Genomic DNA, 21,099 nt, shown 5'->3' on the forward strand with positions numbered 1-21,099 from the left:
GCGGCCCATGCGCGCGCGGACGGCGGGTCCGCCTTGGCCCGCGCACGGGGAATGACCCCGCCCGCACGGACAGACAACGAGAGATCAGACCCAGGGACGGGGCGACCCGCGCGGTCGCCCCGTCCCTTACCGAAGTGAGGGGAGAAAAGGCATGGGCCTTATGGATGACGTGCGCCGCAAGGCGGCGCAGAACCCCCAGCGGGTTGCGTTCTACGAGGGCGAGAACCCAAAGATCCTGGAGGTGGCAGCAGAGCTCACGAAGGGTGGCCTCGCACGGTGCGCCATCGTCGGCGACGCGGAGGCCGTTCGCGCAAAGGCGAAGGAGGTGGGCGTCGACCTCGCCGGGGTCGAGCTCGTGGACATCGCCGACGAGGAAGGCAACGAGTCCTTCTCGAAGCGCTTCGAGGTCATTCCCAACTGCCCGTACAAGTCCAAGGGGGTCCGCCGCCACGCAGCACGCGCCATGGACCGCGCGTTCATGATGCAGCGCATCGGGGACGTGGACGTGAGCTTCGGCGGCATCGACTGCTCCACGGGCGACGTCATCCTCGCCGGCCAGAAGATCATCGGCCTGGCGGACGGCGTCACCACGGTGAGCTCCGCCGGCATCTTCGACATCCCCGGCTGGCAGGGGAGCGAGGGCAACCTGCTGGGGTTCGCGGACTCCGCCGTGTGCGTGAACCCGGACTCGCAGAAGCTCGCGCAGATCGCCGTCACCTCCGCGCGCACCGTTGCCGCGCTCACGGGCTGGGAGCCGCGCGTCGCGATGCTGAGCTACTCCACCGACGGCTCCGGCGAGGGCGAGATGGTCGATAAGGTGCGCGACGCCGTCAAGGCTGCCCACGAGCTTGCGCCCGAGCTCAAGATCGACGGCGAGTTCCAGCTCGACGCGGCCATCCGTCCGGACGTCGCCGCAAAGAAGGTGCACCGTCCCTCCGAGGTCGCGGGCCGCGCGAACGTTATCGTCTGGCCGGACATCAACGTGGGCAACATCGGGGTCAAGCTCGTGCAGAACTTCGGTCACGCGAACGCATACGGCCCGTTCCTCCAGGGCTTCAAGAAGATCGTGTGCGACTGCTCGCGCTCTTCTCCCGTTCCTGAGCTTGTCGGGAACGTCGTGATGAGCTGCGTCCGCGCGCAGGCGCTGAAGGAGGACTAGGCATGGCAGACAACGAGAAGAGGGACTACCGGATCCTCGTGATCAACCCCGGGTCCACCTCGACGAAGGTGGGCGTGTTCGAGGGCGAGCGCCCCCTCATGGAGAGGACCGTGGACCACGACGCCGCGACGCTCGCCGGCTTCGAGGGCGTGAGCGACCAGCTGCCGTACCGCCGCGAGACCATCATGGCGGCGCTCGGCGAGGCGGGCATCGACCCCGCGACGATGGACGCGTTCGTCGGCCGCGGCGGCGGGCTCATGCCCGTCGAGGGCGGCACGTACGAGGTGAACGACGTCCTGCTGGACCACGCCCGCCGCGGCGCGAACGGCGTGCAGCATCCCGCGCAGCTCGGCCCGCAGCTCGCTGCGGCCCTGGCGCATGAGTGCGGAAAGCCCGCGTTCGTGGTGAACCCGCCCGACACCGACGAGCTCTGCGACCTCGCCCGCGTCACGGGCGTGAGGGGCGTCTACCGCCACGTGCACCTGCACGCGCTGAACCTGAAGGAGACGGCCATCCGCCACGCGGCGTCGATGGGGCGTCGCTACGAGGACCTCGACCTCGTGGTCTGCCACGTGGGCGGCGGCATCTCCGTGAGCGCGCACCACCTGGGCCGCATGGTCGACGGCTTCGACATCGTCGGCGGCGAGGGCATGATGGCCCCCACCCGCTGCGGGGCCCTTCCCGTGGCGGAGGTGCTCGACTACCTCGAGGCCGGCCACACCACGGCGGAGGTCCGCCGCCTGTGCATGAAGACGGGCGGCTTCGTGGACCTGCTGGGGACCTCCGACGCGCGCGAGGTCACGGCCCGCGCGAAGGCGGGGGACGCCGCGGCCGCGCGCGCGTGGGACGCGATGCTCTACCAGCTCACCAAGTGCATCTGCGCCATGGCGGGCGTCCTCGGCGGCCACGTGGACGGCATCCTGCTCGGCGGCGGCATGGCCCACAGCGCCGAGCTCGTGGACCACGTGAGGGAGACGTGCGGCTGGGTCGCGCCCGTCACGGCCTACCCCGGCGAGTTCGAGCTCGAGGCCATGGCCGCGGGCGCCCGCCGCGTGCTGTCCGGCCAGGAGCAGGCCAAGGTCTACACGGGCGTCCCCGTGTTCCAGGGCTTCGACGACTAGGTAATCGCTGCCAGCGGTATCAGGACGAGGGCGGGGTCGCACGCCTCTCGTCCGTGCGATGCGAAGAAAGGTGTGAATCATGAACAAGACTCAGGTCAAGTACATCGTAGGCATATACTCCGCCGCGATGTGCATCATGGGGATGCTCGTTCCCGTGCCCATCCTGTCCTCTATCGCGAGGAGCTTTCCAGATGCCAACATCGCGGCGGTCCAGATGTGTATCGGCATCATTCCGCTGTGCATGGCGCTCTCGGCCATGTTCGTGTCGTCCGTGCTCGCGACGCGCGTGCAGAAGCGCCACACCGCGCTCGCGTGCCACGTGCTGATTATGGTCGCGGGTCTCTCCGTCGTGGCGTTCCATGCGGAGCTGTGGCAGGTGCTTGTGGCCTCCGTGTTCATCGGAATCGGCATCGGCGGCATCCAGAACGGGACGGATGCCCTGATCGCCGACTACTTCGAGGGCCAGCAGCGCGGCAGCATCATGGGCGTGTACTCCACGTTCGTCGCGCTGGGCGGCATCCTCTGGACCACGCTCTCTGGCATCCTTGGCGCGCACGAGTGGTACATGGCCTACGCCGCCTATGCCGCTGAGCTGCCGTTCATCATCATCGAGGCGATTTGCCTCCCCATGGGTCACCTTGAGCCAAAGCGCAAGAGCAACGTCTTCAAGAACATGCCCAAGGAGGTCGCGCTCATCACGCTGATCAGCTTCGTCTTCGTGCTGTGCTTCCAGCTCTTCTCGACCAACGTGTCACTGATCGTGTCCGAGCGCGGCTTTGGCGGAACGGGCGAGAGCGCCATGGCGTCCACCATCATGACCGTGGCGGGCATCTTCGCGGGGCTTCTGGTGGGGCCGCTGTTCAAGCGCTTCAAGAACCGCGCGATGCCGCTTGCCTGGTGCGTGACGATCGTCGGTCTCGCGCTCACGCTCGTGGCTCCGTCGCTTGGCGTACTGTGCGCCGCAGGCTTCGTCACCTCGCTCGGCAAGGAGACGTACGTGCCGCTGCAGGGCAACTTCGCGGCTGGCAACAGCGCGAACGAGGGACGTGCGTTCAACCTCGCCATCGGCATGGCCGGGACCAACTTCGGCATGGCGTTGTCACCCTTGTTCTTCGAGGCGGCCACGGCACCGTTCGGTGCGCAGATAGGCCAGAAGTTCGTCCTGGGCATCGTAATCATCGTGGCGCTGGTGGTGTTCGGCATGATTCACTACGCCAAGCTGACGCCCGCCCAGGAGGCGGAGGAGGCCGCTCGGGCTGTCGCACGCGAAGACGCCACAAGGTAGCAGGCGAACCGATGCGGCGCGACGCGCCTGTCGCAGCTGGTATGTTGTTGTAGTACACGCCCGGCGGGAGGGTGCGGGGAGCCCCGCCCCTCTCGCCGGCGCACGTTTGCGAACGGAGGCCACGGATGAACGAGCGCATGCCGGCGCACGAGGACGCGGGCGAGAAGAGCGAGGCCCTTCGGCTGGAGGATGAGTGGTGGCAGGAGGATGCCGGCAAGCTCATAGTCAGGGCGCTCTTCTCGGACATGGGGCTCCAGCACATCGTGGACGTGGCCGCGCGGGTGCTGGGAAACCCCGTCGCCGTGATCGACGCGAACTATCGCTACGTGGCGCGCAAGATGGACGTGGCGCCGGACGACGACTCGGAGTTCGCCCGCGTGATGCGGGACGAGCTGCGCAGCGGCTTCGTGAGCGAGGAGGGCATCGCCTACATCCACGAGCGCGGGCTGGACGAGCGCCTTGCGCAGCGCGTGTGCCCGTGCGTGCACTTCAACGACCGGCTTCAGGCGAACACCCTGGTGGGCGCGGCCATGGTGCACGGCATCTGCATAGCCCACGTGATGCTGGTGGAGCGCGGCCGCGCCATCACGCCCGAGGACGAGGGGTGCTTCGACCTGCTGGTGGGGATCGTGGCGCAGGAGCTGCAGAAGAACCCCGTGTACCTGAGCACGCGCGGGCAGATGGGGTCGTACTTCCTGGCGTCGCTCCTGGAGAACGACCATCCGGACGCCACCTCGCTGGAGCGTCGCGCCGCCGCCATCAACTTCAGGCCGTCCGCGCGCATGCGCGTGGTGGTCTCCGTGCCCAGGAACCCCTTCGCGCAGGTGGGGAACATGCAGAACGTCGCGGGCCAGCTGCAGCCGCTCCTGGCGCACGGCCTGTACACCCTGCACAAGAACCAGCTTGTGATGCTGGTCTGCAAGGGTGAGGGGAAGGACGTGACGGACTTCGAGCTTGGGCGCATGCGCGACGTGGCCGAGCTGAACGACCTCCTGCTTGGCATCTCGAACCGGTTCGACTCGCTCACGGGCGTGCACAGCAGCTACGAGCAGGCGCACGACGCCATACGCTACGGGCAGACGGTGTCGAACGCGCTCGAGGTGGGGCGCATCATGCGCTACGACTACCTGAGCTACGTGAAGCTGCTGGAGCGCACGAACCAGACGGACGACCTGCTGGACATCTGCCCGCCCACGCTGGTGGCGCTCATGGAGCACGACCGCACCCACGACTCGGACCTCATGAACACGCTGTTTGGCTACCTGCAGAACGGCCAGTCCACCGCGCGGGCCTCCGAGCAGCTGAGCCTGCACAAGAACACGCTGCTGTACCGCCTGGGCACCATCCGCAAGATCCTGGGCTGCGACCTGTCCAGCGGGGAGGACGTGTTCCAGCTGCAGGTGGGGTTTCGCGTCCTGATGTACCTGGGGCTGTTCTGCCCGCGCTTTCGCCATACCCGCGAGCAGCTGCGCGAGCACCCGCGCGCGTAGGAGCGCCGCGCCGCCCGTGGCCGTTGTGCGCGCCGCACGCCGTGGGGGATTGGCATTGTGCGCGCACACAAAGCCCCGCCGTGCCTGCGGCCCAGGCTTGTGTGCGCGCAGATGGCGCCGCGTCGGCCAGAGCCCGATGATTTTCTCGACGAAAGGCGCAAGGGGCGCCTGTTGAGAGGAGCGAGCTATGGCAGAAGAGACCGCACGCAAGCACAAGGTCATGGGCATCTGCGCGGGCATGCACAACGGCAACGGCGAGATAGCGCTGAAGGCGGCGCTCGCCCGCCTGCAGGAGAAGGGCGCGGACGTCGAGCTGGTGAACCTCTTCGACTACAACATCCTGCCGTGCACGGGCTGCGAGGGCTGCACCATGCAGATGGGCGCCATCGCGCAGGACCCCACGAAGGAGTACAAGGGCTGCGTCCTGAAGGACAAGGACGACGTGGACAGGCTCGTGGCCGAGATGCACACCTGCAACGGCGTAATCATCGCGGTGCCGAGCTACGACCTGCAGCCCAGCTCGCTGTACACCCGCTTTGCGCAGCGCTTCCTGGCGTACGAGCTCAGCTTCCTGCTGTCCATCGGCGTGGTGAAGGAGAACCCGCACACGGTGGCGGGCCTCATCGCGGTGGGCGGCTCGAAGCACGACTGGCAGACCCTCACGCTCGAGAGCCTGCAGGCCACGATGTTCACCATGTCGCTCACGGTCGTGGACCGCTACATGATAACGCGCTCCGCGCGCCCCGGCTCCGTCCTCACGTTCCCGGATCAGATGGAGCGCGTGGTCAAGATGGCCGACAACGTGTGGCAGGCCATGGAGACGCCGGTGGAGGAGCGCACGTGGCTGGGCGATGCGGACGACGGCGTGTGCCCGAACTGCCACTCCAGCCTGGTGTACCCCGGCGACCCGCACTGGGACGGCGTCGAGTTCCCGTGGGAGTGCGCGGTGTGCGGCGCCGGCGGCGACCTGGTAACCGACGAGAACGGCAAGCCCCGCCTGAAGATCGCCGAGAACGGCCTCATCCGCGACCGCAACGACGACAAGGCGCGCGCCGAGCACCTGAACGAGATCATCAAGACCCGCATCGAGTTCATGCAGAAGCGCGACTCCATCCAGGACGAGTACAAGCGCTACTGCAAGATGGAGTTCCCCACGGTGTAGCCCGGGCGACGCGGCGCGTGGCACGGCGTGCCGAGAAGGGCGGCGGTCCTTCTCGGCACTTGCACTGGTGCACAAACGGGCCCGCGCCCGCGGCTCCAGTTTTGAACCCGATGCCATGGCGGGTGCGGCTCGCATTGGCGAGACTCGTTCATGACGGAACAAACGTTGAAAGGGGTTCGTCATGGACGAGGATCGTCAGGAAGTGTGGGACGCGCTCACCACGCGCGCAAGCCAGCTGTTTGGCAAGGACGCCTCCGAGTTTACGGAGGACACGAAGTTCGTGGACCTGGGAATCAAGAGCGTCCAGGTGTCTCAGCTGACCACCTACCTCGAGGACGAGCTTGACATCGAGGTGCCGTTTATGAAGTTCCGCCGTTGCGAGACGTTTGGCGCCGCGACGGATTTCGTGTGCGAGCTGCTGGACGAGTAGGGGGTGCGAGGATGTTCCTGGAGCCCAAGATTCCGGCCGAGTGGGTGCCGGTAAAGGACAAGAAGCTGCACGACCTGATTCAGATGAGCGGCGAGTGCGCGAGCTTTGACGAGGACGCGTGCCCCATCTACTGGGACCCGGACACGCAGGGCTACATCTTCCTGCACCGCGAGAGCTTTGGCGAGGACGAGGTGATGGCCGCGTACCGCGTGGCGAGGCAGCCGAACGACAACCAGGCCGAGGTTGACCTGAGCGCGTCCGACGACCCGATGGCCCGCATGGGCCAGGGCTTCTGCCCGCCGTTCAACCCGCACACCTACGAGGCGGCCGACGGCGTGATCTGCATGCAGGACCAGGAGGTCGTCCTGCGCGACGGCACGAAGATCTACTGCGACATCTATCGCCCGAAGGACGTGGAGAAGGTCCCGACCATCGTGTCGTGGTCCTGGTTTGGCAAGCGCCCGGGCGACGGCATGAGCGAGTGGCAGATCATGGGCGTGCCGCCGATGACGGTTTCCAAGTGCGCGAAGTTCGAGAGCCCGGACCCGCTGTACTGGTGCTACCAGGGCTACGCCGTCGCCAACGTGGACGTGCGCGGCGCGGGCCACTCCGAGGGCTCCGTGCACATGTTCACGCACCAGGACCGCGAGGACGGCTACGACTTCGTGGAGTGGGTCGCGGCGCAGCCGTGGTCCAACGGCAAGGTGGGCATGAGCGGCAACTCCGGCGTCGCCATGCACCAGTGGGGCATCGCCGCCGAGCAGCCGCCCCACCTGGCGTGCATCGCCCCGTGGGAGTGCACGACGGACCTGTACCGCGAGAGCTTCTTCGAGGGCGGCGTGCCCGCGCTTTCGTTCAACAAGTTCATCGCGGCGCAGGTGACGGGCCCGAACGGCGTGGACGACCAGGTCGCCATGGCTAAGATGTACCCGGACATGAACGCGTACTGGAACGACAAGCGCGCGGACTTCCGCAAGGTGAAGGTGCCCGTGTACCAGACGGGCGGATGGTCCCACTTCCACCTGCCGGGATCGATCAACGCGTGGCGCCGCTGCCGCAGCCACCAGAAGTGGCTGCGCATCCACCGCGACTTCGAGTGGCCTGACACGTACAACCCGTACAACCTGGACGAGCTGCGCCGCTACTACGACCGCTACCTGAAGGGCATCCACAACGGCTGGGAGATGATGCCGCGCGTGCGCCTGGACGTGATGGACGGCTACGACGTCGACTACCAGGAGAAGCGCCCCGAGAAGGCATGGCCCATCAAGCGCACCGTGTACAAGAAGCTGTACCTGGACGCCTCGAGGGAGAAGGACTGCGTGGAGCTTGCGCACCCGGCGAAGTGCTTCGAGCTTAGCGAGGAGGCGCCCGAAAACGAGGCTAAGGCGTCGTACGACCCCGCGACCGAGGAGCTGGACTTCGACCTCACGCTGCCAGAGGACGTCGAGGTGACGGGCTACATGAGCCTGCACCTGTTCGTGAGCTGCGACGGCTACGACGACATGGACCTCTTCGTGAACGTCCAGAAGGCGACCGAGGACGGCACGTGGGTGCCGTGGCTCACGCTCGACGAGCCGCACCCCGGCGCATGGGGCAAGTGCCGCGTTTCTCGCGCGACCGTGGACGCGGGCCTCACGAAGAAGCACACGCCCGTCTACACCATGACGGACACGCACAAGCTGGAGGACGGAGAGGTGCGCGCCGTGGACATCGCCATCGTCCCGACGTCGCGCGTGTACCACAAGGGCGAGAGGTTCCGCGTGCAGGTATCTGGCCGCTACATCCGCGACGGCTGGTTCGAGCCGCTGTCGTGGGACACGGACAACCGCGGCACCCACAACGTCCACACGGGTGGCGAGCACGCCTCCTGGATCGAGATTCCGGTTGTTCCCCCTCGCTACCAGGCGGGGAGCTACATCCACCGATAGCACGTGGCGGGCACATGCCCGCCGGCCCCCAGGGGCCGCGAGGTGCGCGAAGGCTCGCTTGCGCACCTCGCACAACGCGGCTTTGGGCCGCAGAGCAGGCAATATGCTCAGGCCTTGCGTCTGTGCAGGTAAGCGGGAAGCTTAGCATCTAGAGAGAGGAAACATCATGCCCATGAAGACATCCACGAGGTTCGCCAAGGCCGCGATCCTGAACCTCTTTACCGCACTCGTGCAGTGCGTCATGTGCGAGTGGCTGGCGCTGTACGTGTTCCACACGGCGGAGCTGCCTGCTGGTCAGTCTTGGGTCTGGCCGCTGTTCTTCATCAACTTCGTGTTCGCCTGGTGCGTCGCGACGATCATCGGCATGGTTCCCTCCCTCCCGGAGAAGAGCGTGAAGTGGGCCATGAAGCACGCGAAGCCGTCCGACGGCGTGAAGTTTGGCGCGCTTGTTAACGTGCCCATCAACACCGTGTACGCAGTCGTCCTGTGCTACTTGGTGGGGACGCTGGACGCGTGCGTGCTTGGCGGGGCCCCTCTCATCGCGTCCGTGTTTGGCTTCCTGCAGAACATCATCCCGGTGTGGGTGGTGTGCTACATCGTGACGTTCATCCTGCAGGGGCCGATCGAGAACCTCGCGAGGAAGCTGACGAACGACCCGGCGCCCCAGATGGCGTAGGGACCACGGGGACGGCCGCGAGTGTTGCTGGCTGCAGCCTGTTGAAGAGGTGCGCGCCGCGCCGCATGGCGGGCGCGCGGGACGGGGCGACCACGCGTGATGGCGTGGCCGCCCCTTGCATGAACGGCGCACATGGGCGCCGACGGGGAGGGACATGGAAGCAAGGATCGAATCGGCCCAGGTGAGGCCGCATATCTGGAGGCTTGCCGACATCGCGGGAAACCGCTGCTACCTGGTGGTGGGAGACGAGCGCGCGGCACTGGTGGACACGATGGAGGGCGTGGGCGACCTGCGCGCCGAGGTCGAGCGCATCACGAGCCTGCCCGTGACCGTGCTGCTGACGCACCATCACCACGACCACGTGGGCGGCGCGTGCTCGTTCGAGTCGGTCGGCATCAGCGCCGTCGACGACGGCTTCTGGGAGCGCGAGGAAGACGCCGAGGCAAGGATCCGCGAGCAACTGAGGGAGGGCTTTGGGCTTCCCGAGGGCACGTTCTTCTCGACCGTGGAGGGCAGGAGGCCGACGACGTGGCACGTCGACGAGGGCTACGAGCTTGACCTGGGCGGAGAGACGGTGCGCGCGGTTGCGCTTCCGGGCCACACGCGCGGGTCGATGGGCTACGTGGTGTCGGGGGAGCGCGTGCTGCTTTCCGGGGACGCCGTCACGCCGTGCATGACGCTGTTCTACGACGACTCGACGACGGTGGACGAGTGGGTGGCGACGCTGGACAAGATGGCCGCGCTGCCCGTGGACGCCATCATGACCGGTCACTACGACCACGAGTTCGTGCCGGGTGACCTGGCCGGGTGGCGCGAGATGGCGCTGTGGTCCAAGGGCGACCGCGGCATGCGCTGGCAGAACATTAGCCTTCCCGAGCTGCGCGGATGCCTGCACGTGATGAGCGACGACGGGGTCGACCCGGACTCGCCGGAGTTCAGGGCCCTGATCGAGAAGTCGAAGCCGCGCGTGAGGTCTGGCCGCGGCAGGCGCAGGCGCGGGCGGGACGCCGGTCCGGCGGAGGGCTGAGCGCAGGGGTGAGGCCCCGAGGTGGACGCGCGTGCCTGAGGCGGCAGGCGCGCCGCGCGGTCGGCGGGTACGCATGCGTGCCCAGATTGCACGATCTTGAAAGGTCGCGGCGGGTGTGTACCCGCCGCCGTACGCACCAGGGGCGAGTTTGCAGGACTTGGCAAACTCGCCCCTGGTGTGTTGCGATAGGTGGAACCCGCTGCCACGAAGCCGCGGGTGTGTTGCGCGATTTGCAAGAAACCCCCGGGTGTGTGACGTCTCCTTTTGGTTTCATTCCAAATGACCGCAGGTAGATGGGTTGTGGCATAAATCTGAAAACCAAATACGCGGTACGCACCTGGCGGTTCCTGACACGCGGCCCCTCCTGGCGCAACACACCCGACCCGAGCTTGCGCGACTTCGCAAGCTCGCCTTGGGTGTGTGACCCAACCCACGACGGCTCCGTGCCGATCCGTCCGCAAGGACCCGTGCGGGGCCCGTACAAGAGGAAGGCGGCGAGCCCGTTTGGGGCACGCCGCCTTCTGCAATGCATATGTGGCCGGGAGCGCCCTTACGCTATCTCTGCGCCTTGTGCGCGATGGCAAACAGCGCGGACGCCAGGCAGATCGCCATGCAGACGATGCCAAGCACGAACATGAGGGGGAACCCGCCCGCGGAGTCGATCACCAGGCTCCAGAACACCGCGGCGACGGCGCTCATCAGCGAGCCCGCCATCGACACGCGCGAGTAGATGGCGGGGTAGTCCGCCGACCCAAACGCGTAGCGCACCAGAAGCGGGGTCTGCACCACGGTCTGGGCGTACACGATGCCAAACAGGAACGCGCCCAAGAGCAGCAGCGCGAGCGAGGACGGCAACAGCCACATCACGAGCACGCCCGCGACGCCGCAGCCCATGCCCACGAACACGCCGGCGCGCAGCGATCGGTCGTTCACGATGCCCAGAAGGACCTTGCCGATCGCCTGCCCGGCCATCGCGGCAGACGCGACGACGCCGGACGCGGCCGCGATCTGGGGAAGGCTGGACGAGAAGGACTGGGCATAGCTGGGCAGGAACTGGTAGATGGTCTGGTTCAGGGTGATGATGCCGCAGAACACCACGAGCGCCCAGAACGCAGGCATGTGCATGGCCTTCGCGGCGCTCACGCCGTCGGTCGCGGCCGCGGGCTCGGACCCGTCGGCGGCTTCGCCCGCGCCCAGGGGAAGGAGCCCCTTGTCCTCGGGCTTCGAGCGCACCACGAACAGCGTGAACGGTAGCGTTCCCACCAGGGTGATGACGCCGAAGACGGTGTACGCCAGGCGCCAGCCCTCGCTTCCGGACTGGATGAGGGCGGTGCCCACGGGGTTGAAGATGACGCCGCCGATGCCGGTGAACGCCATGCAGAGCCCCATGAAGAATCCGACGCGCTTTGCGCACCACGCGTTTATGAGCGTGGGGACGGCAAGGTAGATGAGCGGTGCCACGCCTACGCCCATGACGGCGCCGCACAGGTAGAACTGCCACAGGGCGCCGCAGCGGCCCATGAGCACAAGGCCCGCGCCCGTCAGCGCGACGCTCGCGGAAAGGACGACCCTCAGGTCGGACCTGCCCATGACCTTGCCGGCGACAGGCAGCGTGAGCATCATCGCGATGTTCAGTATCGAGAAGTACAGGGTGAACTGGGCGCGAGCCACTCCCAGGTACTCGCTCACCGGGGTGAAGAAGATGCCCGCGCAGCTGAGCGCGAGCGCGCACGGCAGGCACGTGATCATGATGCACGAGAGCACGATGAGGTAGGCGTAGTGGAAGCCCCCGGTCCCCCTCCGCTCGCTTGTGGTAGCCGCCATCTACTCCTCCACATCCTTCGGCGCGCCGGAGAGCTTGAACCCGTCCCACGACGGCTCGCCGGTGTAGGTCATGACGGACTCGGTTCCGTCGAGCGCGCGGACGGCGCCTGCGGCGGCTCCCTCCATCTCGAAGTCGCCGGCGTACACGGCTACCGGCGCGATCCACTGCACGCGACGGCGCACGGCGTTCACGAAGATCGGGTCGTGCGAGACGCCGCCCGTGAGCACGATGCCGTCGACCGCGCCCTCGAGCGCGGCCGCGAAGCCGCCGATGGCCTTCGCGGTCTGGTAGGCCATCGCGTCGTACACGACGGTCGCCCATGGGTCGCCGTCCGCAATCATCTGGTCGATCGCGCGGGCGTCGTCCGTGCCCAGAAGCCCCTTCAGGCCACCGGTCTTGCCAATGCGCGCCATGGCCTCCGCCTTGGACTGCGCGCCGTCCGCCACGAGCGCCACGACGGGCTTCAGCGGAACGTCGCCGGATCGGTTCGGTGCGAACGGGCCGGAGCCCTCCAGCACGTCGTTCGTGTCGACCATCCAGCCGTGGCGGTGCGCCGCGACGGAAAGCCCGCCGCCCACGTGGGCCACGATCACGTTCACCTCGTCGTACGCCTTGCCGATGCTCTGGGCAAAGCGGATGGCGCACTCCTTCTGGTTCAGGCAGTGCACGTGGCTCTTGCGATACACGCCGGGGTACCCCGTGATGCGCGCGACGTCGTCCAGCTCGTCGGTGTCCGGCTGGTTCACGGCAAACGCCGGCTTGCCCGTGTCCTGCGCAAACCTGTACAGGATGGGCGCTCCAAGGATGGCGGGGTGGTTCATGCCGCAGTTCAGCACGTGGTCGCACACGGTCTGGTCGATCGCGAAGATGCCGCCGCGCGTGGGGCCCATGCCGCCGCAGTAGCCGCTGAACGCGTCCATGTCGCTGGGCGAGAAGTGCGCCTTGCCAAGCTCGTCGAGCACGGTCCGTACGCGGTAGTCAAGCTGGTCGACGGCCCGGTCGAAGCGGGCGAGCTCCTCCGCCGGATGCGTTACGTTCGCCCTCATGAGGCACTTCTCGCCCTCGAAGACCGCCACCTTCGTGGAGGTCGATCCGGGGGAGAGCGTAAGGATGCGATATGCCATGGTGATTTCTCCTCTCTTCGCTACTCTGCCGCCGCGAGCACGAGCATCGCGATGTCGCCGACCATCTCCTCGACGGACGCGCCGCGCGAGCTGTCCGCCACGGGACGGCGGAAGCCGCTGAGCGTGTGACCGTAGCCCTTGCCTCCCGCAAAGAGCTGGATGGTCTTGATCATGGTGTTCGCGCAGTTGAGGTCGGGCAGCACCAGCACGTTGGCGCGGCCGGCCACGTCGCTTGCGCGGTGGACCTTCTTCGCGGCCACGGCCGGCACGATGGCGGCGTCCAGCTGGAACTCGCCGTCCATGCTCAGGTCCGCGCGGCGTTCGCGCGCGATGTCGACGGCCTTGCGCACGCGCTCGATCGAGGGGCTCTCGCCGGAGCCGTCCGTGGAGTACGAAACGAACGCGGCCCGCGGCTCCCAGCCCATGATCGACCTCACGTTGTCGCACGCGGCGATCGCGATGGAGGCGAGCTCCTCCTCCGTGGGCTCCGGGTTCAGCCCGCAGTCCGTGAGCGCGATGACGTCGCCCTCCGGGCCCTCGAAGCCGGGCACCTGCGCCAGCGCGAGGATGGACGGCACGTCCACGCCCTCGGCGAGGCCGATCATCATCTGCGCGGCCATCAGCACGTCGCCCGTGGTGTTGACGTGGCCGCAGAACGTGCAGTCAACGTCGCCCAGGTCCTCCAGGACCATGGCGTAGTACAGCGGCTTCTTCACCTTGCGGCGCGCGCCCTTCGCAGAGACGAGCCTCTCGCGGCCCGCGTGCATGTAGCGCTCGGCGAGCGCGTCCGCCGCCTCCTCGTCGGAGGTGTCCACGAGCTCCATGCCCGCGATGTCGACGCCGGCCTCCGCAGCCGCGGCGCGCACCTCGTCTGCCGGTCCAACGAGCACGGGGTGCGCGATGCCCTCGTCCAGCACGGTGCGGGCGGCGCGCAGCGTGTCCGCGTCCGTCGCCTCGGGCAGCGCCACGCGGCGCGGCGCCCCCTTCGCCTTTGCGATGAGCTCGTCAATGAGTCGTGCCATGCGAATCTCCTCTCACTCGCAGGGGCGCGATGCGTGGGCGCCCCGTGAAATCCGTAGCAAAGCGTATGTTCGGCTCGCAACAAAACCCATGGCAGCAGCCCCAAAATGTGCGGAGCGCGCGCGTGTTAGACTTGTGCACGCGTACAACGGGAGAAGGACGGGACGCATGAAGCTGAGAACGGTGCTGAGCGAGCTGCCCATACGGGGCTTTGACGTTGCCGACGACGTCCAGCTGGGATGGGACATGGTCGTTTCCCCCGAGTGGGGCGTCGGCGAGCGCGCGGAGGGCGTAATCCGCCTGGGGTCCCGAGCCGACCTGGCCCAGGAGGGTGCCCCGGGCCAGGGAGAGGGCCTTCTCCTTGTGTACGCCCAGGGCGGCGAGGAAGACGCCATGGGCGCGGACGCGCGGGCGCCGCGGGAGCCCGGCGTCGTGTACTGCTGGGGCGACCTCGCGCCCAGCGAGTTCCAGGACGCGTTCCTGGGCCTCGTGCGCCGCAGCGGCGAGCTGGGCGCGCGGCGGAACCAGCTGTTCGACTGCTTCCTGGAGTCCTACGACATGCGGCAGTTTGCCCAGCGGGCGGCCGCGGTGCTCGAGAACCCGGTCATCATCTCGAACACAGAGCACAAGATCCTGGCGACGGCCGGCGCGCTGCCCACCTCGGACGACGTGCGCTCCTCTCTGGAGGCTGGCTACATCACGCCCGAGGTGGAGCGCCGCATGCGCGAGGACGGCGTCATCAGCTCGGTGCGCAACGCGCGCCACTCCGTCCTGTCGGAGCGCGCGGGCGAGAAGGACCGCGCCGTGACCTCGATAATCTACCATCACCGGCTCGAGATGGGCCGCTTCGACGTGTTCGAGGTCACGCACGCCATGACGGGCCTCGACCTGGAGCTCGTCGACTTCGCGAGCGACCTGGCGGGCATCATGATCGACAGGCTCGGCGCGGCGGGCGGGCGCCTTGGCAAGGGCTCGTCCATCCTGAAGGACGTGCTCGAGGGCACGTTCGTGAGCGAGGACGCGCTGCGCGCGCACCTGGACCTCCTGGGCCTTGCCGCGGACGACACCTACGTGCTGCTGTGCGTGCGCGGCCCCGCGGACGCGAACGAGGAGTACTACGCCCGCGCAGGCGCCATCGTTCAGAGGGGCATGCCGGGCGTCGTGTGGTGCGTCTCCGGCGACGCCCTCGTGCTGCTGGTGGCGGTGGGCTCCGCCGGCGAGGTGGGCTTCGACGCGTACGAGCGCTGCGAGCGGCGGCTTTCGCGCGACCGCGGCCTCACGCAGATGCTTGCCAACAACGACATGCGCGCGTTCACGAGCGAGCCGTTTGACGACCTGCTGGACATGAGGCGCGCGCTGCGCGAGTGCCGCGAGCTGTCCGCGGCCGTGCATGCGCGCGGCAGCGCCAGGATCGTGTACCTGTGGCGGCACCGCTTCGAGGTCATCGCGCACAACGCGGAGCTTGCGGGCGTCCACGACATGCTGCTTGACAAGCGCGTCGTGGCGATGGAAGCCTACGACCGCGCCCACGGCACCTCGTACCTGCAGACGGCCGTGGCGTCCGTCCGCTTCCCGGGAAGCCCCGCAGACGCCGCGGAGGCCCTGTCGGTCCATCGCAACACGTATTTCTACCGCGTGAACAAGATCGACGAACTTTTCCACCTCGACCTGAAGGACGGGGACGACCGCCTTGCCGTGAGCTTCGCCTCCGCCGTCATGGAGGGGCTCTCCGGCATGTAGCGGCGCCTTTTGCGCTCTGGTACGTAGCACCAAAGCTCGGTGGTTGCGTCTTTCATCTTTGGTGCTATAGCACAACGCCTGTCAACCTACGCTATCCGCATAGGGTAGGGGCCGCCGGACGCGGCCCCATGTCGTGGGAAGGACCGGCATGGCTAAGGTACTTGGAATCTCGTTTGGCACCAAGAACGGCAACAACGACTCCATCTGCAAGGAGGCGCTCATGGGCGCGGTGGAGGAGGGCTGCGAGGTGGAGTTCATCCGCGCGCAGGACCTCGACATCCGCCACTGCACCGGCTGCATCGCGTGCGTGAAGTCGCTCATGGGCGGCCGCGGCAACCGCTGCATACACAAGGACGACTTCGACTGGCTGTTCTTCAAGATGGCCGAGGCCGATGCCATCGTCATGTGCGACCCCATCTTCGAGACGGGCGCGTCCGGCCTGTTCCACACGATCATGGACCGCTTCGGGCCGCGTATGGACACGGGCAACAACGTGCTCTCCACCAGGATCGCCAAGGGCCTTGCCGCCGAGGGCAAGCCGTCCAAGGAGCCGGACCCGCGCGTGATCTGCCCGGGCAAGCCCGTGAGCTACATCGCGATCGGCGGCTCCGACTGGGGCACGCACGCCCAGTCCGACCACGCGATCCAGTCCATGACGCCCACGTGGAAGGTCATCGACAACGAGTGGGTGCCCTGGAGCAAGCGTGCCCTGATGGACGACGCCGTTGTGTCCCGCGCCCACCAGATCGGCGTTAACCTCGCCCGCGCCGCGAAGGATCCCGAGCACGCCGAGTACCAGGGTGAGAAGGGCGTGTGCCCCCACTGCAACGCCAACGACTTCTATCTGGTTCCCGGCACCGACAAGGCCATCTGCTCCGTGTGCGGCCTCGAGGGTCATGTGCACGTGAACGAAGGCAAGGTCGAGGTGGAGTACCGCGACGAGGAGTGCTACGACGAGCGCGGCCTGTTCCGCGCGCACGACACCGCCGAGGGCAAGCAGATCCACGGCGAGGACATCGCGCGCATGGAGGGCGAGCTCGCAAAGCTGCAGCGTGGCGACGAGTACAAGCAGCGCGTCGCGCGCTACAAGGAGTTCATCCAGCCGACGATGCCCGAGCGCTAGGGGACGAGCGTCTCGCGCGCAAGGCGGACTCGACGGGCGAGAAGGACACGTCCTTCTCGCCCGCGGGCGCGTTCTGACTCCACGCCTGCACAGTGCGGGACGCCGCGGCGGGCCAAAAGTTGTTCGTTTGCACATATGCGAGGCGTTGCCTCGCGAACAGAATGAGATAAGAATCTGACCGCGCCCGAGCGCGGGAAAGCAGGGTTTCGTCCGAGGAGGAGTCCCATGGCACAAGAGCTCGAGACAGACGTCGTCGTAGTGGCCGCAGGCCTTTCCGGTCTGGCGGCATCCATCGCCGCAGCGGAGGGAGGCGCGCGCGTCATCACGCTGGAGAAGGCGTCCAACACCGGCGGCGCGGCCAACATGGGCATGGGTCCCTGCGCGGCGGGCTCGCCCGTCCAGCGCGCCTCGATGATCGAGGTCACGCCCGGCGAGCTGTTCCGCCGCCACATGTTCTACACCCACTACCAGGTCGACCCGCGCCTCGTCCGCGCGTACTACTTCAAGAGCGGCGACACCATCAAGTGGCTGCAGGACATGGGCGTCGTGTTCAACTCCGTGCGCCCGGCGTTCCGCGCCCGCGAGCGCACCCGCGCCTACGCCGACGGCGAGTACACCTGGCACGTGGTGCAGCCGGAGGACGGCTCCGAGCCGGGTCCGCGCGCCGCGACCACGATGATCAAGCGCATGACCGAGCGCGCGAACGACCTGGGCGTCGAGTTCATGTTCGAGTGCCCCGGCAAGAAGCTCCTGGTGAACGATGAGGGCGCCGTGTGCGGCGTCGTCGCTACGAACAAGGACGGCGAGGAGGTCACCATCTCGTGCCAGGAGGTCATCGTGGCCACCGGCGGCTTCGGCAACAACGCGAAGATGATCCACGACAAGATCGGCCTGGACTGGGGCAAAAACCTGTACTCCTTCGCGGTGCCCGGCATGGACGGCGACGGCTACAACATGTGCCACGAGGTCGGTGCCGGCCACACGCCCGTCACCATGGAGATGATGTACCAGCTGCCGGACAACATGAACCACTTCTACGTGGAGGGCGCGTTCCGCCAGCCGTGCTACTGGTGCGACAAGACCGGCGAGCGCTTCATGCCCGAGGACGACATCTTCAACACCACCTTCGTCGGCAACGCCATCAACCACCTGCCCGGCAAGGTCGCGTTCTCGATCTTCGACTCCAAGATGCTGCGCCACTGGAAGAAGGACGGACCCGACATCGTGAGCCACGTCCACCCGCACGACCTGTACCAGGGCTTCGACGAGCAGTGGCAGCGCGACCTCGACACGTACATGGACGGCGCCGGCAACCACGTCATCGCTCAGGCCGACACCCTGGAGGAGCTGGCCGAGAAGATCGGCATCGACCCCGAGGGCCTCGTCCAGAACGTCGAGCAGTACAACGAGATGTGCGCCGAGGGCTACGACGAGCTCTTCGAGAAGGAGCGCGAGTTCATGATGCCGCTCGAGGAGGGGCCGTTCTACGTGTGCCGCCAGTACGTGGGCGCGTACGGAACCCTGGGCGGAGTGCTCATCAACCACAACATGGAGGTCATGACCGACGACTACAAGGTCATCGACGGCCTGTACTGCGTGGGCACGGACGCCTGCACCATCTACGGCGACTCCTACAACTACTCCATCCCCGGCAACACCATGGGCTTCTGCCTGAACTCCGGCCGCATCGCCGGCGAGAACGCCGCCGAGCGCGTCGCGGAGTCCGCGGGTGACGAGGACTGGGACTAGTGCCTAAGCGCTAGAACACTGACTGCCGCGGGGCCCTTCATGCGAGGGTCCCGCGGTCGTATGGATGATGGGCGCGCGTGCGCCCAGGCGAGAGGAACACACGTGAAGCTAACGATTGACGGTACGGAGGTCGAGGCCCGCGAGGGGATGTCGGTGCTTGATGCCGCGCTCGATGCGGGCGTCTTCATCCCGCACATCTGCAAGCACCCCGACCTCGAGGCCGTGGGCGGCTGCAGGCTCTGCTCCATCGTGGTTGACGGCGAGGGCCCCGCGGTCCCTGCGTGCAAGACCCCGGTGCGCGAGGGCATGGTGGTCGACTCCCACGCGAAGGCGGCGGAGGACGTGCGCCGCACGGCCATGGAGCTCATCCTGGCGACGCACCCGTCCGACTGCACGGGCTGCCCGAAGTACGGCGTGTGCGAGCTGCAGAGCATGTACCAGTACCTGGGCGTGTCCCCGGCGCGCTGGCGCTGCCGCGCCCGCACCGTCGCGACGGACGACTCCAACCCGCTCATCACGCACATGTTCACGCGCTGCATCCGCTGCGGCCGCTGCGTGCGCGCGTGCCGCGAGCTGCGCGGCGTGGGCGTCCTGGACTACCAGCGCACGCCGGAGGGCATCCGCATCGGCATCGACGGCGGCGTCTCGCTCGAGGAGGCCGGCTGCCGCTTCTGCGGCGCGTGCGTCGAGGTGTGCCCCACGGGCTCGATCGTCGACACGCTGGGACTGGCGAAGGAGGGCCGCTCGCGCGAGGACAACGTGGTGCCCTGCAGGTCCGGCTGCCCGGCGCACATCGACATCCCGCGCTACCTGCGCCACGTCAAGAACGGAGAGTGGGAGAAAGCCACGGCCGTCGTCCGCGAGCGCGTGCCGTTCCCAGAGACGCTCGGCTCCATCTGCACCCATAACTGCCAGGGCGAGTGCAAGCGCAACCAACTGGAGGGGCCGCTGTCTATCTGCCGCCTGAAGCGCGCGGCAGCCGTGCGCGACACCGGCGAGTGGCGCCAGCGCACGCGCCACGACGCCCCGACCGGCAAGAGGGTAGCCATCCTGGGCGCCGGTCCCGCGGGCCTCACCGCTGCCTACTACCTGGCCGAGAAGGGCCACCACGTCGTCGTGTTCGAGGCGGAGCAGAAGGCCGGCGGCCAGCTGCGCTACGGCATCCCCGCGTACCGACTTCCCGACGAGGCGCTTGACCGCGAGATCCAGACGATCCTGGACGTGACGCAGGGCGACGACGCGGAGCCTCGCGTCGAGATCCGCTGTGGCGAGCGCGTGCGCGACCCGAAGGCGCTCAAGTCCGAGTTCGACGCTGTCCTGGTGTCCGTGGGCACGTTCGACGGCACCGTCCTTCCCACCCCGGGCCACGACCTCGAGGGCGTCATCCGCAACACCGACTTCCTGAAGGCGGCCCGCAAGGGCGAGCCGATGGACGTGCGCGGCCGCGTCGTCGTGCTTGGCGGCGGCAACGTCGCCTACGACTGCGCCCGCACGGCCGTCCGCCTGGGCGCCACGAGCGTCGACGTGTGCTGCCTCGAGGCCGAGGCGGTCATGACCTCCACGCCGGAGGAGCGCGAGGAGGCCGCTGAGGAGGGCGTCACGCTGCACGACGCCTACGCGTTCACCTCCATCGACGAGAGCGCGGACAGGCCCGGCCACGTGGGTGCCATGACCGTGCACAAGATCGCGAAGTTCTACTTCGACGAGCAGCACCGCCCGGTGACGGAGCTCGTCGAGGGCGGCGAGCTCACGATTCCGGCGGACTACGTGATCTTCGCCGTGGGCCAGAAGCCCGAGGACACGCGCGACATGGGCCTGGAGCTCACGCACGGCCCGTACGTGGTGGCGGACGCCGAGCACCGCACGAGCGAGGACGGCGTGTTCGCGGCCGGCGACGCCGTGACGGGCACGAAGTCCGTCATTGGCGCGATCGAGGGCGGACGCGAGTCTGCCGAGGCGATCGACCGCTTCCTGGGCGGCGACGGCGACATCTCCGAGGTTCTTCTCGACGCGGACGCGCCGGTCCAGCGCATCGGCAAGGTGTACGCGGGCTTCTACGACGGACCGACGGAGCCCAAGATGGAGCCCGCGCAGGAGCGCAAGGCGGACTTCCGCCCGTACGAGTGCCCGTTCTCGGAGTCCGAGGCCGAGCACGAGGCGTCGCGCTGCCTGCAGTGCGACCTCAGGCTGACCCTGACGCGCCCGCGCCTGTGGAACGAGTACTAGGAGGGACCCCC

General features: G+C 67.6%; 16 protein-coding genes. 13 read left to right on the forward strand and 3 right to left on the reverse strand.

What is annotated here, in order from left to right; translation table 11 throughout:
• Positions 1–151 precede the first annotated feature (151 nt).
• The 9 genes from ACTQWE_RS01040 to ACTQWE_RS01080 all read left to right on the forward strand — a co-directional run bounded on the left by ACTQWE_RS01040 (position 152) and on the right by ACTQWE_RS01080 (position 10,281).
• Positions 152–1,159 carry a phosphate acyltransferase gene (locus ACTQWE_RS01040; RefSeq protein WP_441856109.1) on the forward strand — a complete coding sequence of 336 codons (1,008 nt, stop codon included), beginning with the start codon at positions 152–154 and terminating at the stop codon, positions 1,157–1,159.
• Positions 1,160–1,161: 2 nt separating this feature from the next.
• The gene (gene buk, locus ACTQWE_RS01045) at positions 1,162–2,280 is read left to right on the forward strand and encodes a butyrate kinase (RefSeq protein WP_441856107.1); all 1,119 of its coding nucleotides are present in this window, start codon (positions 1,162–1,164) and stop codon (positions 2,278–2,280) included.
• 79 nt (positions 2,281–2,359) lie between these two features.
• Positions 2,360–3,565, forward strand: coding sequence for an MFS transporter (locus ACTQWE_RS01050; protein WP_441856105.1), 1,206 nt, complete (start codon positions 2,360–2,362; stop codon positions 3,563–3,565).
• 125 nt (positions 3,566–3,690) lie between these two features.
• Positions 3,691–5,055 carry a PucR family transcriptional regulator gene (locus tag ACTQWE_RS01055; RefSeq protein WP_441856103.1) on the forward strand — a complete coding sequence of 455 codons (1,365 nt, stop codon included), beginning with the start codon at positions 3,691–3,693 and terminating at the stop codon, positions 5,053–5,055.
• A gap of 187 nt (positions 5,056–5,242) precedes the next feature.
• The gene (locus tag ACTQWE_RS01060) at positions 5,243–6,217 is read left to right on the forward strand and encodes a flavodoxin family protein (protein ID WP_441856102.1); all 975 of its coding nucleotides are present in this window, start codon (positions 5,243–5,245) and stop codon (positions 6,215–6,217) included.
• Between the two features lie 181 nt (positions 6,218–6,398).
• Positions 6,399–6,647, forward strand: a complete 249-nt coding sequence (locus ACTQWE_RS01065) for an acyl carrier protein (protein ID WP_170104370.1) — start codon at positions 6,399–6,401, stop codon at positions 6,645–6,647.
• A gap of 11 nt (positions 6,648–6,658) precedes the next feature.
• Complete coding sequence (locus tag ACTQWE_RS01070) at positions 6,659–8,578, forward strand: CocE/NonD family hydrolase (protein WP_441856099.1); 1,920 nt, start codon at positions 6,659–6,661, stop codon at positions 8,576–8,578.
• Between the two features lie 166 nt (positions 8,579–8,744).
• Positions 8,745–9,254, forward strand: a complete 510-nt coding sequence (locus ACTQWE_RS01075; RefSeq protein ID WP_170104372.1) for a hypothetical protein — start codon at positions 8,745–8,747, stop codon at positions 9,252–9,254.
• Positions 9,255–9,408: 154 nt separating this feature from the next.
• The gene (locus tag ACTQWE_RS01080) at positions 9,409–10,281 is read left to right on the forward strand and encodes an MBL fold metallo-hydrolase (protein ID WP_441856097.1); all 873 of its coding nucleotides are present in this window, start codon (positions 9,409–9,411) and stop codon (positions 10,279–10,281) included.
• A gap of 555 nt (positions 10,282–10,836) precedes the next feature.
• On the opposite strand, the gene ACTQWE_RS01085 is transcribed toward ACTQWE_RS01080, so the two are convergent.
• The 3 genes from ACTQWE_RS01085 to ACTQWE_RS01095 are packed head-to-tail and all read right to left on the reverse strand — an operon-like array spanning position 10,837 to position 14,252.
• A complete protein-coding gene (locus tag ACTQWE_RS01085; protein ID WP_441856095.1) occupies positions 10,837–12,105 on the reverse strand; it encodes an MFS transporter in 1,269 nt (422 codons plus the stop codon).
• Positions 12,106–13,230 (reverse strand): butyrate kinase, encoded by a 1,125-nt coding sequence (gene buk, locus ACTQWE_RS01090; RefSeq protein WP_441856093.1) that lies wholly within the window; start codon positions 13,228–13,230, stop codon positions 12,106–12,108. It abuts the gene before it with no gap.
• A 20-nt stretch (positions 13,231–13,250) separates the two neighbouring features.
• A complete protein-coding gene (locus ACTQWE_RS01095; protein WP_441856091.1) occupies positions 13,251–14,252 on the reverse strand; it encodes a phosphate acyltransferase in 1,002 nt (333 codons plus the stop codon).
• A 166-nt stretch (positions 14,253–14,418) separates the two neighbouring features.
• On the opposite strand from ACTQWE_RS01095, the gene ACTQWE_RS01100 reads away from it, so the two are divergent.
• From ACTQWE_RS01100 to ACTQWE_RS01115, 4 genes are all read left to right on the forward strand, one after another.
• On the forward strand, positions 14,419–15,990 hold the full coding sequence (locus ACTQWE_RS01100; protein WP_441856089.1) for a PucR family transcriptional regulator: 1,572 nt from the start codon (positions 14,419–14,421) through the stop codon (positions 15,988–15,990).
• A gap of 148 nt (positions 15,991–16,138) precedes the next feature.
• Positions 16,139–17,113, forward strand: coding sequence for a flavodoxin family protein (locus ACTQWE_RS01105; RefSeq protein WP_441856087.1), 975 nt, complete (start codon positions 16,139–16,141; stop codon positions 17,111–17,113).
• 225 nt (positions 17,114–17,338) lie between these two features.
• The gene (locus ACTQWE_RS01110; protein WP_170104379.1) at positions 17,339–18,862 is read left to right on the forward strand and encodes an FAD-dependent oxidoreductase; all 1,524 of its coding nucleotides are present in this window, start codon (positions 17,339–17,341) and stop codon (positions 18,860–18,862) included.
• A gap of 102 nt (positions 18,863–18,964) precedes the next feature.
• Entirely contained in the window at positions 18,965–21,088 is a 2,124-nt protein-coding gene (locus ACTQWE_RS01115) for an FAD-dependent oxidoreductase (RefSeq protein WP_441856085.1), read from the forward strand.
• Positions 21,089–21,099: the final 11 nt, after the last annotated feature.

This window comes from Parafannyhessea sp. LCP19S3_B1 (assembly GCF_052121955.1).
GTDB lineage: Bacteria > Actinomycetota > Coriobacteriia > Coriobacteriales > Atopobiaceae > Parafannyhessea.

What these genes read in the sequence shown, in the direction of transcription:
- ACTQWE_RS01060 (WP_441856102.1), top strand. Translation starts at nt 5,243, where the DNA reads ATGGCAGAAGAGACCGCACGCAAGCACAAGGTCATGGGCATCTGCGCG.
- ACTQWE_RS01065 (WP_170104370.1), top strand. Translation starts at nt 6,399, where the DNA reads ATGGACGAGGATCGTCAGGAAGTGTGGGACGCGCTCACCACGCGCGCA.
- ACTQWE_RS01070 (WP_441856099.1), top strand. Translation starts at nt 6,659, where the DNA reads ATGTTCCTGGAGCCCAAGATTCCGGCCGAGTGGGTGCCGGTAAAGGAC.
- ACTQWE_RS01105 (WP_441856087.1), top strand. Translation starts at nt 16,139, where the DNA reads ATGGCTAAGGTACTTGGAATCTCGTTTGGCACCAAGAACGGCAACAAC.
- ACTQWE_RS01040 (WP_441856109.1), top strand. Translation starts at nt 152, where the DNA reads ATGGGCCTTATGGATGACGTGCGCCGCAAGGCGGCGCAGAACCCCCAG.
- buk (WP_441856093.1), bottom strand. Translation starts at nt 13,230, where the DNA reads ATGGCATATCGCATCCTTACGCTCTCCCCCGGATCGACCTCCACGAAG.
- ACTQWE_RS01085 (WP_441856095.1), bottom strand. Translation starts at nt 12,105, where the DNA reads ATGGCGGCTACCACAAGCGAGCGGAGGGGGACCGGGGGCTTCCACTAC.
- ACTQWE_RS01080 (WP_441856097.1), top strand. Translation starts at nt 9,409, where the DNA reads ATGGAAGCAAGGATCGAATCGGCCCAGGTGAGGCCGCATATCTGGAGG.
- ACTQWE_RS01075 (WP_170104372.1), top strand. Translation starts at nt 8,745, where the DNA reads ATGCCCATGAAGACATCCACGAGGTTCGCCAAGGCCGCGATCCTGAAC.
- ACTQWE_RS01110 (WP_170104379.1), top strand. Translation starts at nt 17,339, where the DNA reads ATGGCACAAGAGCTCGAGACAGACGTCGTCGTAGTGGCCGCAGGCCTT.
- ACTQWE_RS01055 (WP_441856103.1), top strand. Translation starts at nt 3,691, where the DNA reads ATGAACGAGCGCATGCCGGCGCACGAGGACGCGGGCGAGAAGAGCGAG.
- ACTQWE_RS01050 (WP_441856105.1), top strand. Translation starts at nt 2,360, where the DNA reads ATGAACAAGACTCAGGTCAAGTACATCGTAGGCATATACTCCGCCGCG.
- ACTQWE_RS01100 (WP_441856089.1), top strand. Translation starts at nt 14,419, where the DNA reads ATGAAGCTGAGAACGGTGCTGAGCGAGCTGCCCATACGGGGCTTTGAC.
- buk (WP_441856107.1), top strand. Translation starts at nt 1,162, where the DNA reads ATGGCAGACAACGAGAAGAGGGACTACCGGATCCTCGTGATCAACCCC.
- ACTQWE_RS01095 (WP_441856091.1), bottom strand. Translation starts at nt 14,252, where the DNA reads ATGGCACGACTCATTGACGAGCTCATCGCAAAGGCGAAGGGGGCGCCG.